The following is a 15,628-nucleotide window of genomic DNA, read 5'->3' as shown; positions in this document are numbered from 1 at the left end:
TATCGTGCGTATTTAGCGTGAAGCTTCAGTGGCGCCGGCACTGGAGGCTCTGGCACGTTCCATCAATGCCTTTACGGCAGGCCATGTGACCTCGCGGCTCGCGGCGGCGTCGGGATGTATGCCGTCGGGAACCATTTTCTGAAAACGTTTCGGTTCCTTCTTTTGAATGCTTTTCCACACTGGATAATTATCGACCAGCGGCAGATTGTTGCGGGCCGCGTAATCGCGATAGACGGCATAATATTTTTCCAGTTTCGGTCGGTCGCTGCCGTATTTTTTCCCTCCCGCCTTCGGCGCATCCGAATCCCATGCGGGATTCATCGTTTGCAGGACAATGTCCACTTGAGGATTCTGCCGGCGCAGCGCCCGCACCATCTCATCGAGATTGGCTTCCGACTTTTTCAGGGAAATATCGTGTTTCGCAGCCGCGTCATTAACCGAAAACTCAATAAAAACCAGATCGGGATTTTTTGCGAGGACGCGTTTCTCCAAGTTGGCCAGCCCCCACCTGGATTGTTGTCCGGCGCTCGCTGCATTAATGAACGTGATCCGTCCGGGATAGAGTTTTTTCAAATACGCATCGAGTTCTTTAACCCAGGCGCCTGAGACGCACAAACTGGTGCCGTAAACAACGACGGTCTGCGGTTTGCCTGCGTCAAGGTTTTTAAAAACCGCCGCCGGCAGCGGCCCGGCTTTGACCGTTTTGGTATCCTGGGCGTGTGCCAGTGTAATTGACGCGAGTGCAAACAGGGCGATAAGCGCAAGTGGAAGCGGCATTTTCATGGTTCGTATTATTTTTTGTGGCGTTTGTCGCACCGCGGGCTGTGGATTTCAGCTCGATTCCATATCGCAGAAATTAATACCCAGTACCGATCTTCAATTTGTGAGTGAGACGTTGCTTGGTTGGTGATTGGTATTAAAAAGTGAACCTGGATTGCGTGTTGGGAGGCAACGGTGCGTTGGTCGCAGTGCGTTGATCCCAATCACGAAATCCAGGGGTAGGCGTTTGTGCGCAATCGCATTAATCTCAATGTTTGTTTGCGCGGCTGAAAATCCGACGGCAAAGCGCGAGCGCGCCGATTCCAAGCAGGAACCAGAAACCGGGTGCTCCGCCACCGCCGCCGCCATCGCCGTCGATGATGATGGTGCCACCGCCGCCGCTGGAAGTATCGACGGCGAGTTGCATGGAGCTGCTTGCGGTGCCTGAGGCGTTGAATGCCATGACTTGATACGAGCCGGCATCGCTTGCTTTCGCCGAATCAAGCACGAGGGTTTTGCTTTGGCTGCCGGTTAGCTTAACGCCTTCCTTATACCATTGATAAACCGGCGCAGGCGCCCCCCACGCGCTTCCGTCCAGGGTGATCGGGCGTCCGGCTTTGATGGTGCCGCTGGCGAGCGGCGTCGCGATGCTGGGAGGGAAAAGCAGCGCGCGAATCGCGCTGTTGCCGGAATCGATGACATAGATGTCCCCCGTGCCGGTGGTATCGGCAGTGATGCCTGCCGGAAGATTCATGAGGGCGGTGGCACCGGAGCCGTCGATGGCGCCTGCCTGCCGGGGAATGCCTATGAGTGTGGCGACCAATCCCGTCTTGGGATCGCACACGCGGATCGTACTGTTTCCCGTATCGGCCACATAGACGAAGCCGGCGGCGTCAATCGCGAGGCCTTGCGGTGTGCGGAAGCGTGCAACGCTGCCGACGCCGTCCCAATAACCGTCCTCGCCGGCCTGGCCGGCGAGCGTGGTCACTGTCCTCGTGAAGAGATTCACTGCGCGGAGTGTGCTGTTCAACATGTCGGCCACATAGAGAATGTTGGCGGACTTGTCGCAGACAAGCCCCTGGGGTAAGTTGAACTGCGCGGCAGTGCCGACACCATCGGCAGAGCCAACTGCGCCATTGCCCGCAACGACCGATACCGTGCCGTCCGTGGCGGAGATTTTTTTGATCACGTTGTTTCCGCTGTCGGTGATATATATATTGTCCGATGCGTCAACCGCGATGCCCCCGGGGGCAAGCAGTCCGTTCGCAACCGTCCACACGGTTTTATCAAGGGGCAGGATCTTCCTGATGGTGTTGGTTTGCTGGTCGGCATAATAGATATTTCCGCGGGAGTCGGCCGTCATGGCGGCGGGGCTGGTGGCGTTGGAAATGTAGCTCGAAACAACGCCATCTGCCGCGATAGCGCGAATCGCGTTGTTGGCAAAATCCGCCACGTAGATGATTCCGGAAACATCAATCGCCGCCGAAGAGGGTTGATCGAAACGCGCGTCGGTGCCGCTCGCGTCGATGAAACCTGGTGATTGCATCTCGCCCGCGTAGGTCACGAGAGTCGAGTTGGCCGGCACAAGCGAAATGGCGACCGTGGCGACAAATGTTCCGCTCGCATCGGTCGTGCTGATTTCCACCAAGTAATAACCGCCGACAGTGGGCGTGCCTGAGACAAGACCTGTGGCCGGATCGAGCGAAAGCCCTGGAGGAAGCCCTGTGGCGCCGTAAGTCGTCACAGGGGTTTCCGCGGTGATTTGATAACTGAACGGTTGTCCCGACGCACCATCGGCTGCTGCGGGGCTGGTGATAAATGGACCGGGCGGAACAGCCACGACATTCAGGACATACTGGCCAGTCCCCGTGCCGCCAGAAGAGGTTGCGCCCAAGTCGATCGTATAGGTGCCGGTGGAAGTCGGCACGCCCGAGATTTCTCCGGTCAACTGATCCACGTCCAAGCCGGTGGGCAGGCCATTGGCTGAGTAGCTTTCGACTCCCTCTGTCGAGCTGACGGTAATCTGGTAGCTATACGATCTGCCCACATAACAGGTGTCGGTGCCCGAGTTGGTAAGGGTCGGAATCGGATAGGCTTTTTTGATGAGAACATTGATCGTGCCGGTGACGGTGCCCACGACGTTGGATGCCTCGACGACAACCGGCCACGTCGAGCCGGAGGCGGACCAAGTGGCGGCATCTCCCTCACACGTTCCGGAAAGCGTGGCGGTGGCGGCATCATACGTGAGCCATGAAGGCAGCATCCCCGTCACCGCAATCGAATTTATATAAGGTGCGGCGGTGACCGTATAACTGAATGCTTGATTCAGAAGCCCGGTTGCGGTGGATGAACTGGTGATCCGGGGTTGGTCCATGCTCGTCAAGACTTCGATGCCCAACGCCGCGCTGCCGGTACCGGTCGAATTGATCGCGTGCATCGTCACGGTTGATATGCCGGCTGCGGTGGGAGTGCCGGCAATCGCGCCGGTGAACGAGTCGAGCGCCACTCCCGCGGGAAGCGTGCCGCTGACATTATAAAACGCAGGACTGCCGGTTGCGATGATCTGATAGTTGAGCGGATAATTGACCACCCACACCATGCTCGTCGCGCTGGTAATCACAGGCGCCGCAGTGGAATCGGCGATGATGATCGTCAACGTGAACTGCGTGGTGCCGGACGGATTTGTCGCCTCCAATACAATCGTCCACGCCCCCTCTTCCGTCGGCGTACCGGAAATTGTCCAGACACCCGTGATGGGATCTTGCGTCAGAGCCAGCCACGCAGGCAAGCCGCCCACCACTGCCAACGACTGCGGAAGATTGTCCGCAGTGACTGTGTAGCTGAACGGCGCGAGGGGTGCGGCGACAATGGGGTTGCTGGTGAACACGGGCGCGGGCACGGCGTCGCGTAATTCGATTGTAATTATCTTGGTTGCCGTGGTGGCGGCATTGCTCGCCGTAATCGTCGCAGTATAGATAGCCGCCGCATCATTGGGAACGCCCGAAATCGCATGCGTGGCGGGATTGTATGACAAGCCGGCGGGCAAACCGGTGACACCGCTCGTATCAAATTCGCCGCTTATCGTTATATTGTTCTGATAATTCCAGCCATTGACGGCAATCGTCGGATCATCACCCGTAATAACTGGCGCATGATATAATCTGAATACAATGCCCGCGGCTGTTTTCTTGAGTTTATATCCAAAGCCCGGCTGAATATAAGCCGATTCATTCACCACGGCGAGTCCCGCCGTGATGTTGCCATCGGGATCGACAGTCAGCCCAGAAAAGTCAGTATCAAACAAGCCGCCGGTCGCGAAGAGCACATAGTCGCCCGGCTCGGCCGCCCCGGCGGCCAGATCGTGGATCTTGATGGCATTGTTATCGAACGCGACGGTTGGCGTTGCCGCTGACCCGCTATTGATGATCGCAATCTTCGTGTTTGTGCGGCCCTTGCCGAGCGCGAACTCCATTTCCGCGCCCGAGGCAAAATGCAAAATCTCACCTGCATTAGATACAGATTTATCAATGGTCAACGTGGAATAGCCCGCGCCTATTGTGCCGGTGAATGTGCCTGAGGCCATCATGGCGGTGTCGGTAACGATCAATGCCAGATCGCCCGGCCGCAAAGTGCTGCCGGCATCCATTGCCACCATGCCCACGGTGCCGAAGCCACCCAAAGCCGAGCTGTTGGAAACTGTCACTGTGCTTTGGGCAATTGAGCCATTGGCCATCACCGCGCCGTTCGCCACTGCTATCGCGCCGGTGTGGCTCGCGCTATTGCCGCTTAAGACCAATGTGCCGGCGCCGGCCTGAGTTAAACCAATCCCCTCCCCGTTAATCGGACCACCGAACTCAAGTCGTCCCGCCAACACGGTGATGGTGCGCACAGGGCCGGTCAAAGTGACCTGCCCTGTGCCGAGATTCAGGTTGTTTGAGCCGAGAAAAGTGAAGTCTCCATAGAGTGCGATGCTCGGATTTAGCGTGTTGCTTACGGCGAGTGCGGAGCCGCTTGTATTATCAATGGCGGTGCCTTCGCTGATCCTGAATTGTCCGGTGCCAAGCGCACCGGGATTGTTTATGTTTAGCCGGCCTTCTTCCAGTGAGAAACCACCTGTAAACTGGCTCGAAGAACTCAGATTGTAAATATTATTTATATTATCCATATTATCACCTGCCAGAGTCAGGATGCCGGTGCCTCTTTTGTAGAGTCTGCTGCTGGTACCGATGAGCCAGCGTCCATTAAAGTCGATGTCGCCAGGGCCATCAAAAATAGTATGACGTGACTGACCGCCGCCTATTGTAAATATAACGTCCGCGCCCAAAACTATTTTGCTTCCGCCCGATGGATTATTATTCAGAAACACATGATAGGTTGAGGCAGCGGTCGTAGAGCGCATGACGATTCGAAACGGGACACCGTCGCTATGATCTCCATCGATGGTAAAGGAACCGGAACCTGCCTCCAGTTGGATATTTATCATAGTGCCCGATGACACACCATTAAAACGCATATAATTGGTGTTTGCCAGGAATGTCGTATTACTGGTGAAGAGGACATCCGTGGTCTGACTCGAGGTAAGCCGAATCGTCTCAATGCCACTACTACCACCAAGGGTGATGGCACCGCCGCCAGAATCAAACGAAAGATTTTCCGGCTCGCCCTTCTGTGAGAATGTGCCCGACCCGTTAAAAATAATCGTATCGCTGGCGACGGGAGCCGTGCTGCCGGACCAATTTGCCGCGGTGCTGGGACGCGTATTGGCGCCAAGACCCGTCCACGTACGATCCGCGGCATGCGCGTTTTGGGGCAGACCTACAAATGCAGCCATCAGCACAAAGGTGAAGGAGCATTGTATGAGACGACGTTGTGTTTTGCACGGAGAAGTATGCGACAATTTCATGGGTTTGTGCAAGGTTAAGGGGTTAAATTTGCTTGTTTGTATTAATAACTGCCCTGAAGGCCAAAGGTGATGCGGATGCCGGAAGAGCGGGTGGATGTGAGTTGGGCACCGCCCGGAGTGCTTGGGCTGACCGCTTCATATTCCCTGTATGGCTTGTCCAGCAAGTTGTCACCCTGCGCATATATGGAAAGCTTCTTGGTGATTTTGAATGACACCTCGGCCTTCAATGTGGTCAGGCTGCAGCCGTATTCACGCGTACCGGGCTCTATGTTGTCATTATTTTCATATATATTCGACACAAAGCGTTCGCGAAAGGTCAAGGCCACGCGGGCGCTGAGGCGGCTGCGATTGTAAGAGAGCGACGCCTTGAAGGAACGGGGCGCGTATTCAGACCCGGTTGCCGTATCCGCTTCAGTGCCCGACTTTGTGCGCCATGTCGCGGCTCCGGACACACTGAAGCCGCGGGCCCAATCCGGGAGAAACGTCAGCCGCTGGCGATACTCGATCGAGAGTTCCCTCAGTGTGAATTTGTAGGGTGAGTTCGTCCTGGTGGATATAAAGTAATCCTGGTATTCCGGGCCGATGCCGTATTGCGCGCGCAATTCATCGGTGACGGGATATATGGTTACCACATGGCGGTTTGTATAATCGCGAGTGAATGCGGTGATCTTAAACAGGCCGCCTTTTGAGAAATAGTAGTTTATCTCGCCGCGCCACGTGTTGGCCGTCCAAGGCTTCAGGTCCGAAGTGCCGCTGTTCAATTGTATATAACTGGTGAATGGATCCGAGCTGAGATCGGGCAGCTGAAGGGTGCCATTATAGATACTAAAGGGCGGACGTCCGATTGACTCGAACCATGAGGCGCGAATGACAAATTGCTCCTTGGCTCCAAATTTATACTGGGCATTCACGCTCGGAAACCAATTGCCGTAATCTTTCGTGTTATGCGTGCCGCGTTCAACCCAGTGCGAGGGCACGCCGTCAGCGGCGGCGACACGCAAGGGACCATCACCACTCACATGCGTCTGCTCGAAACGGACGCCGCCGACCAGATTCAGCTTGTTGTTTAAGAAAGAAAGGTCTCCTCGGAGATACCCCGACGAGATGACTTCCTCGCCATGACGTGATTCGGTATAACGACTTTCCGGAACCACGGCGCGGAAATACGATGGGTGCGCGGTGAAATAATTATAAGCCAGGGCATTATTGAGGAATTGGAAATCTCCCAGGCCAAAGAGCTTGGTCACCTGCGGATAGCTGAAGTTTTCCTCAAAGCCGGCGGCATCATTATCCGAAGCGGCTGGCGTCGTGCTGTTGTTCGGGCGATCGTAGCCTGAGTTTGCGGGATAAACGCCATCGGGGCCGAGGTACCTGTAATTCATGTATCCGGAACTCGTTTGGTCCGTTATCTGGTGCCTGATATCCAGACCCGCCTTTAGAAACACGGGGACCCCAAACACCATGAAGTCCCTGCGGGCGTTGGCGAAGTAGGTGCGCTTTTCGTTGTAGTTCTCGGCAGGACGCGTTTGGGCCATGGTGATAACATACTCGTTCATCCGGGTGTAATCAACCGGCGTGTCGGAGCCTGCGACATAGGTCTCGATATTACTCGGGACTTTTTCTCCGCTGCTTTTATCCATGATGATTTTCAGCGCACCGCGGTCGGCGGCGACATAACGGAAATACCCGTTGCTTGTATCAGAATATTCCAAATCGGCACGCGACCAGCCCGCGCCGGCTTCAATTTTCCATATCGAGCCAAGATGCCTGTAGGCCAGTGTCGGCATCCATGTTTTGGTAATCTTTTTGCGCGATGTAGCCGGGCTGCGCACATAGCCCGTCCCCTCCACGTGCTCCATGCTTGTATTGGCGAGATCAATGCCCGTGCCCAAGGTGATCTGGCGGGTGCGCGTTCCGTATTCCTGATCCATGTAAGCGTATTGAAGGCCGAAGGAAAGACGGTCCACCCGCCCCAGACGCCAATCCGCCGTGATGGCGGCCGATGTGCGCTCGGTGATATAGGAGGACACTGCGAATGTGTACGCCGAAATATATGGCGCGGAGTAAGGATTCGGCACGTCTGGCGCCGGATACAACTGATCGGAAGAGCTGCCATACATACTGGTGATACCGCGCCATGTGTAATTGTTCTGATCGTCGATAACCGATGAATAGTTATAACCGCCCGAGATCGTGAAACCAAAATTCTTTGTCACGGGGTTCGTATAGGAAAAATTCCAACTGGGTTTCGTCTTTTTTTCGGGCTCGTAGAGCGGCCCAGCCGTTCTGCCCAAGGTGAACTCACGATCGGACATGATCAGATACGTGGAAAAATTGAATTTCGCCTTTTTGGACTCGAACGCGCCGCGCGGCACCATGTTGATGATGCCACCGAGCGAGTCGCCGCGCGTTTCCGGCGTGGGAGCGAATCCAACCTCCAGACGGCTGAGATTATTCATTGAGAATTGTTGCAATTGCACCGTGCGCCCCGTGATGCCCTCGGACGCCGCACTGGCAAAATCGAACCCGCCCAACTGCACGGGCACATAGTCTGCATCAGCGCCGCTGAGGCCGATGGCACGCGACTCGCCACCGGCATCCACATCGACTTCAACACCGGAGAGATTGCGTAAAAAATCGCCGATATTGCCGGTGGGATTGACGCCGAACTCGTCGGTGGAAACCACGGTTTTCATGTTCACCGCATAGCGTTGTTCCTGGTCGGCAATCGCGGAGCCGAGTTCCTCGCGAGAACCGACAACCACAAATTTTTCCAACTTTACCACATCATCCGCGCCGGTGATTTTCACCTCCGCCGAGAGGTCGATGTCGGCATTGGTCGTTGAGCCCGCAACGACGGTCACGGTTCTGCTGTGTGGATCAAAGCCGCTGAATATCGCCATTATTTTCACACTTCCGACCGGCACATTGGCAAAGTGGTAGGAGCCAGTGTCGTCAGTAAACGCGACTTTATCAGTGCCTTCGATTGTTACGCGCACGTTTTCCAGATAGCGGTCCTGCGCCGGAAAATACACGCGACCTTCGATCTGGCCGGCGCCCTGCGCTTGCTCGGCTGCCTCAACCGGGGCGGATTCCGAGGAGTCTTGCGCATACAGCGCGGGATATGCGCCAACGAGCGATGCCAGGGAAAGCACAAAGATAAATTTCATACCGCGAGAATGATGCTTGAGGTTGTTCATAAGGGGCTGGTCTGAATGGTTACGCTTGGTTGCCGGGTTGGTTGTATTGTTTACCACGCGTGGCGGCAACCGACGCTGGCCGACCATTTCCGCTCGTAGGTGCCGGCGCTTGCATATTCATATTCAAAATACACTTGGTTTCTCCTGTTGATGAGATAGGAGGCTCCGACGCCGGCCTCGATGCGCGTGCCGTCAAAATCGGCCTGGAGTTCGCGGCTGTCCGCCATGATTTCGCCTCCACTGCTGGCATTGTAGGCGGCAGCGATTTTTGCGTAGGGCTGAATCTTGGCGCCTCTGTCGCGATAGCCGAGCCGCAGTTGCGCACGGTATTGCCGGGCGTTGGAGGTGTTGATGGAGACGTCGATGCCGTTGTCGGTTGTGTAGTCCTCGCCTTTCAACGAGGCATATGCGGCCTGGATGCCGGGCTCCAGCCACCAGCCTTGGTTTTTCTTTTTGCCCCAGTAGATTTGTTTGCCGACCTCCAACGAGGCTGACGAGACATTACTTTTATAGTTGCCTCGAATGCGGGTGCCGTCGCTGGAGGTGGCGTTGAATTTATTTCGAATGATGTCTTCCTTGCCGACGAGGTCGATGAACCAGCCGCCATCGGTGATCCGGGTCGCATATACGCCGACGCTGACCGAGTCCGAACTGCCGTCGCCGAGGTTGGTGAACGTGCGATCCACGCGCCCCGCCCCGCTGTAGATGCCGGCAAATGTCACCGCGGAGGAGGATCGGAAGGCTTTGTCCGCGCCTGCGTGGATCACCCACATGTCCTCGTCGAACGCCGCTCCGCAAAGGCTTTCCTTTGCACTGATGCTTTGGTTTCCGGCCCGCGCCCAAAAGTTGCCATTCGGCATTGTCGAATCCGAGCGGAATTCCTGGCGCAGGTCACCCATGCGTTTCGTAACGGAATCGAGACTGTAATGCCACTCTGCGCCGACGGCGGCTGCGGTGGCGACGATCGCCCTGGCTGCGCGACTAACCCGAGCGTGGTCGGCGGCCAGATACCACATGTTCGTGTCCGGCATGAAAATGTTATCACCAGTGCCTTGCACGAGATTGAACACATACGCGCCGGATTCCACCTGGCCATCGGCCAGGGTGACCATGTCCTGGATATTGGGGAGCGTTGACGAGTAGATGGGCATGATCTGCTCGTCCGTCCTAGCTTCCTCCATCATCCTGACATTAAGCTTAAAATTGCCCGTCACATTCCTGAACGTGATGATGTTGCTGTCACCGGTGTTGGGGTTGGCGTTGACCCAGATGGTGCCCGTTCCGATAAGGTTGCTGATGGTCGCTCGAGGGGTCTCGGTCCTTGTCGGCGCGACAAAATCAAGCGTGCCACCCTCGAAAACAAGGGGGTTGCTGACTGTCACCTGCGAGATCAGGCCGAGGCGCATGGTTGAGTTTGCATCGATCCTGACCGTGCCGGAGCCAATCAGGCCGGCGGTGGGCCCAAACGTAACGTCGGAGTTCACGAGATTGGTGTGGGCTCTCGTATTGCCGGTCATAAACAAGGTGGACGATTCGAATATGACGTAACCGCTGTTGTTCAGGGAATGTGTCCGCATCGTTCCCGAAACATTTTGATAAACAAACGATCCGCCGTAACCCGCATAGATGGTGCCGGCACCCAGCGCGTCCGCCGTTTTCAAGACGATTTTCGACCCCATTGTGCTTTGGTTTGCCACCGACATGGTGCCGGAGAAGTTCGGATTATCACCCTCGAAGATCACACTGGCCGAGCCGCTTGTGGGGATTTCGATGCGAAAGGTTCCTCCGCCGGAAAGGGAATTGGCCGCGATGGATGAATCGACGCTTGTCGTCGCCGTCATTACGAGTCGCAGATAGCCGCCGTTAGTGTTTAAGGAAGCACCTTCATCGAGCAGCAATGTCTGGCCGACTGTCAGCAGGCGGCCATTCATATCCACGTGCGCACCCGACTTAATATGTACGCCGGAAGTATTTCCAAAAGCCTTGTTCTCGCCTATAATTACCGTGCCGGAATTAACCGTGGTCGCGCCCGAATAAGTGTTACCGACACCGTTGAGCCACATGGCCCCGGTCGCGTTGATGTCCATGCCTCCCGCGCCGGTGAGTCGCGCGCTCAGTGTATTGGCTGCGATTCCACCGGTGCCGCTGTTTCGCAAATCGAGCGTCTTGCCAGAGAGGATTTCAAGGTTGGTCAGTCCGTAGTTCACATAGAGGCCGTCGTTGTTGGAACCGGTTGTGAGACGATAATCGTAGGTGGCTTTCGCCACCGTGCCGCTGATGCCTTGCATCACATCGCCGGTTTGCGCGTTTGTGATCACGGCGTTATTCGCATCGACGAGCTTGAGATTGGACGCATTCACCGCAACCGATCCGGAAGCGCTGACAAGCTGCGTGATGATATTGGCATCATCCTGCTCGAACAAACTGGTATTGGGCAGGGCAGGCACTGCAAGCGGCGAGACGCTCGTCTCGGCCAAACGGATGGTTCCACTGATGCCATAAGTGCCGGCGGACACCAATGTGAAATCCCCGACGCTCAACTGGCTGTTGTTTACCGGAGTTCCCGGATTTGAAATATCGGCATTAAACACGACTGTGCCGACGGTTCTGTTTACAGTGCCAGTATTTTCCATGACAAGGCGGCCGATGGTCTTGGCCCCATTGCCAACGAGCATCGTGACCTGGGTACTGCCAGAAGGAACCGAGAAATAGAGGCTGGCATTCGCAAGTATCGAAGTCGCCGGGACGCCGCCCAAATCCAACACGCCCTGCCGCATATACATGGTGCCTTTATACTGGCTGCCGACCGCATCACCAAAACTAAATACGTTTGTGCCGCTACCCATGTTTACCAGGAAGACCCCTTTGCCAGTTAACCCATTATTAAACACGACATCCGCCGGCGTTGTCAGGTTCATCGCCAGAGTGCAGTTGGCGGTTAGAAAATCGACATTTCCTGTGCCGAGCGCGTAACCGTTTGTGGCAATAACAGAGCCGCTTTGGATAAACGTGCCGCCACTATAGGAATTCGACCCTGACAAAGTCAGGCCGGAATAAGTCTGCATAACATTGCCCGATCCCGAAATTGTATCGGCAAAAACGGCATTGTATCTGGAAAAAACAAGAGCCCCGTTATTAATCACGCCGTCGGTCACAAGATTACCGTTTCCGACAATGGTGGAATGATCGCCCTCTTGGCCGATGACCAGGGTCGCGCCAGCGTCGATGGTTGCCTTCGGACCATCCCCATTTGTGGCAATAATCCAGCCCATGCGAGACAACGGCCCGCCAACAGTAACCGTGCCCGACTTCACATGGAATGTCTCCGCACCCGTGCCGGTCAGCGAAATGGTGCCGCCGATCAGCCACGCATTACCCTCCATTGTCATGCTCTCGAAGCCGCTGCCGGGAATCGTCGGATCGCCCGCGACCCCCACATAAAGGTTTCCGTTCTCCTGCAAGATTATGCGACTGCCTGTCGCAGCCACGCCGTTGGTTCCGCCGCTCACAAGATTCTCCGTGAGGTTCGGATAGTTTTTAAGGATCACGGTGGTATCATCAGCATCAAACCTGTATTGGGTCTCTGCTCCGGCATTGGCGGTTGTCAGGTGCTGCGCGACGGACAAAAAAAGCGCCGCCAACCACGGGCGGGATATAAAGGCAGTTCCAAGCGAAGGTGGTAACTTTTTCATGATTTAACTGATGTGGAGGTGTTGAAATTTTTCCCATGCAAGTGAATTTCACTTGCATGCATGAGGGTATTTAGGGCCGGGGCATGAGAAGATAATTAGGGATGGCAATTGGCACTGAGATGCCGTGTTAAAAAAAATCCTCTAAAATTCTTGATATTTTTTCAAACATACAGCTGCTCGCACCGAAAATTTTGTTTACTTTGCCATTTCCAACGGCACATCCATCGCCGCGCCTGTGTCGTGTTGCTGCGTCATCCACTCATCAAGCGCCTGACGAAGTTCTTTTAAGATGGTCTGATGCTCCGGTGAATTTGCGAGATTGTTCATCTCCCAAGGGTCATTTCGCAAATCATACAGCTCCTCGGCAGGACGGAATTCGTTCCGCCTGATGGCGGCGGCGGCGCGCGGATTGTCTTGCTCTGCGGCTTTCACCCACGAGGGATAATAGGGTTGCTTTGGATCGAGCTGCATAAACTTGATCACATAGCGCTCTTCCGGCAGCAGGTTGCGGATGTAGGAAAAATCCTTGGTGCGCACGGAGCGGATCGGATACGCCGGCCCTTCGGGATGGTTGTTGTGAATGCCGTAGGCGTATTTGCCATGCTCGTCGGTTTTCCCAAAAAGCACGTTGATGAAGGAGCGCCCGTCGAGATGCAGTTTGTCCAAGTCGTATTCCGCAGACGGTGCGGCGCGGCTTCCCTGACGGCGCACGATGTCCAAAAGGGTGGGAACGAAGTCGACGTATTGGATGAGCGCGCGCGAAACCGAGCCCGGTTTCACCACGCCGGGCCAGCGGATGAGCGCGCCCGCGTGCAGGCCCTGGTCCCAGCAGGTCCATTTTGCGCCGGGAAATTGCGCGCCTTGCTCGCTGAGGAAAATCACAATGGTGCTTTCGCGCAGCCCCGCGTCATCGACAGCGGCGAGCACGTCGCCCACTTGCCTGTCGAGAAACGAAACCTCGGCCAGATACCGGACATACGCGGCCCGGGTTTGCGGCGTGTCGGCCCAGTGCGGCGGCAGCGTCAACTTGCCGGGGTCGAATGGTGTGCGGTCGCCCATCGTCCACGGCATGTGCGGCTGGATGAATGAGGTGACGAGGAAAAACGGCTGCCTCGAATCCCGCGTCATAAAGCCCTTGATGCCATCAAGCGTGTAGTCGTCGGTGGCGCTGAGCGTCTCGGTCGTGAGACCGGGCACTGCTTCAAAGGGAAATGATGCCCGCGGGCCAACGTGCACCTTGCCCGAAAGTCCCACGCGATAGCCGAGCTGGTCGAAATAATGCACCATGCTCACCGTGCCCGGATAACTGTGCGTGTGATTGCGGTAACTGCCGGTGCGCGCCGGAAACAGCCCCGTGTAGAGCATGTTTCGAGTCGGCACACACATGGCGATCGCGTTGTAGCAATGCGCGAACCGCACGCCTTGCGAGGCCAGCCGGTCGATGTTCGGCGTCCGTGCGTTCGGGCTGCCGTAGCAGCCGATGTCGGTGAAGCTGAGATCATCCGCGATCATCAGGATGATATTTGGCGGACGCGCATCCGCGGCGGCGGATGATTGAGCCGCGTCCGAGTGCACAGCAGGACCGGCGAGACAGGCCGTGGCAAGGCACGACACCAGCGTGTGTTTTCTGGCGGATAAAAATGTGTGCGACTGTGCGCGCGGCGATTTATCTCTGTTGTTGCGGGTAAGCATGGGTATCTTTTACTGATGCTCCAGCGCCGTGCATCCGCTAGAAAAATCATCTTTTCCGCAATGAAAGATTGATTGGCTTAGAGGAAATGCGGGCAAAACGCATCTTTGGATGCGCTCATCGCACATGCCACGATCACTTGTCCGTCCGCTCCTTTCGTGCAGTCCAACATACAAAACCTATTTCACGCTCATATATTTTCCCGAAGGTCCTCATGCCAACCATCAGACGAATTTTCCCGCTGATCGCATTATGCATTTCCCTGCTCTCCTGCTCCCGCGCTTCCGCGAACACCTTCACCAACCCCATCGCCGCCGGTGCCGATCCATGGGTCGTGCGGCATAATGGATACTATTACTGGTGCCTGTCGCAAAATGGCAGCGGCGTTGCCATCTGCAAATCCGACACATTAACATCCCTTGGCAAACGTCATGTCGTCTGGCACGCGCCCGGCACCGGCCCCTATTCGAAGGAAATCTGGGCACCCGAACTCCACTTCCTCGACGGTCGCTGGTATATCTACGTCGCCGCCGACGATGGCGACAACGCCAACCACCGCATGATCACCCTCGAATCCGCAACCGACGATCCGCTGAGCGCCTATACCTTCAAAGCCGAGCTCTACACCGGCGATAACATAGCGAAGAAAACCAAAAATCGCTGGGCTATCGACGGCACGATCCTCACACATCGCGACAAGCGCTATTTCATCTGGTCGGGCTGGAGAAGTGGCGGCGACGACCAATCTCTCTATGTCGCGCCCATGAGCGATCCCTGGACTGTCTCCGGAAACCGCGTGCGCATCTGCAAAAACGACACCTACCTATGGGAATACGTTGGCGAAAGTCCCAGGAACAATGGACTCAACGAAGGTCCGCAAGTCCTCCAGCACGGCGGCCGCACCTTCCTCATCTATTCCGCCAGCGGCTCCTGGCAACCCAGCTATAAACTCGGCCTCCTCGAACTCATCGGCGATGATCCTCTCAAACCCGGCGCATGGCGGAAACACCCGAAACCCGTTTTTTCACCCACTGACAAAACCTTCGGCGTCGGCCACGGCTCGTTCACGACCTCGCCCGATGGCACGCAATTCTGGCATGTCTATCACGCCAAACGCGAACGCGCCAACGGGTGGTCACGCGCCATCTTCGCGCAACCGTTCACGTGGACTGCGGACGGTCTCCCCGACTTCGGCATACCCGTCGCGCCCGGTCAGCCGGTCGCCATGCCCTCCCAAAACGCCGCTCTGGCGCGCACAACGTCGTCGCGCTCTCAGAATTAGCCCGCAATTACGCCACTCCACCCTCCCGTGAGTTTTTCCCCGATAACAGCGCAATCAAATCTTACCCACACCGAAGGCTGGCCCGCATATCCGTTCCGCGGC

At 56.2% G+C, this 15,628-nt stretch carries 6 protein-coding genes; 1 reads left to right on the top strand and 5 read right to left on the bottom strand.

The window, feature by feature from the left end; genetic code table 11:
* Nucleotides 1-12 precede the first annotated feature (12 nt).
* The 5 genes from OH491_RS25670 to OH491_RS25650 all read right to left on the bottom strand — a co-directional run bounded on the left by OH491_RS25670 (nucleotide 13) and on the right by OH491_RS25650 (nucleotide 14,246).
* Nucleotides 13-783, bottom strand: coding sequence for an SGNH/GDSL hydrolase family protein (locus tag OH491_RS25670; protein WP_068768406.1), 771 nt, complete (start codon nucleotides 781-783; stop codon nucleotides 13-15).
* 244 nt (nucleotides 784-1,027) lie between these two features.
* Entirely contained in the window at nucleotides 1,028-5,662 is a 4,635-nt protein-coding gene (locus OH491_RS25665; RefSeq protein ID WP_084441770.1) for a putative Ig domain-containing protein, read from the bottom strand.
* Nucleotides 5,663-5,703: 41 nt separating this feature from the next.
* Complete coding sequence (locus tag OH491_RS25660; RefSeq protein WP_334318961.1) at nucleotides 5,704-8,862, bottom strand: TonB-dependent receptor; 3,159 nt, start codon at nucleotides 8,860-8,862, stop codon at nucleotides 5,704-5,706.
* A 50-nt stretch (nucleotides 8,863-8,912) separates the two neighbouring features.
* Nucleotides 8,913-12,554, bottom strand: a complete 3,642-nt coding sequence (locus tag OH491_RS25655; RefSeq protein ID WP_084441772.1) for an autotransporter outer membrane beta-barrel domain-containing protein — start codon at nucleotides 12,552-12,554, stop codon at nucleotides 8,913-8,915.
* Between the two features lie 195 nt (nucleotides 12,555-12,749).
* A complete protein-coding gene (locus tag OH491_RS25650; protein WP_084441773.1) occupies nucleotides 12,750-14,246 on the bottom strand; it encodes a sulfatase family protein in 1,497 nt (498 codons plus the stop codon).
* A gap of 212 nt (nucleotides 14,247-14,458) precedes the next feature.
* Between OH491_RS25650 and OH491_RS25645 the strand changes: the two genes are divergently transcribed.
* On the top strand, nucleotides 14,459-15,526 hold the full coding sequence (locus OH491_RS25645) for a glycoside hydrolase family 43 protein (protein WP_342750758.1): 1,068 nt from the start codon (nucleotides 14,459-14,461) through the stop codon (nucleotides 15,524-15,526).
* Nucleotides 15,527-15,628 lie beyond the last annotated feature (102 nt).

The sequence above is a fragment of the Termitidicoccus mucosus genome, from assembly GCF_038725785.1.
GTDB classification, from domain to species: Bacteria; Verrucomicrobiota; Verrucomicrobiia; order Opitutales; family Opitutaceae; genus Termitidicoccus; species Termitidicoccus mucosus.
The sequence above is the reverse complement of the archived record's forward strand: the minus strand, read 5'-3'. Positions and strand labels throughout refer to the sequence as shown.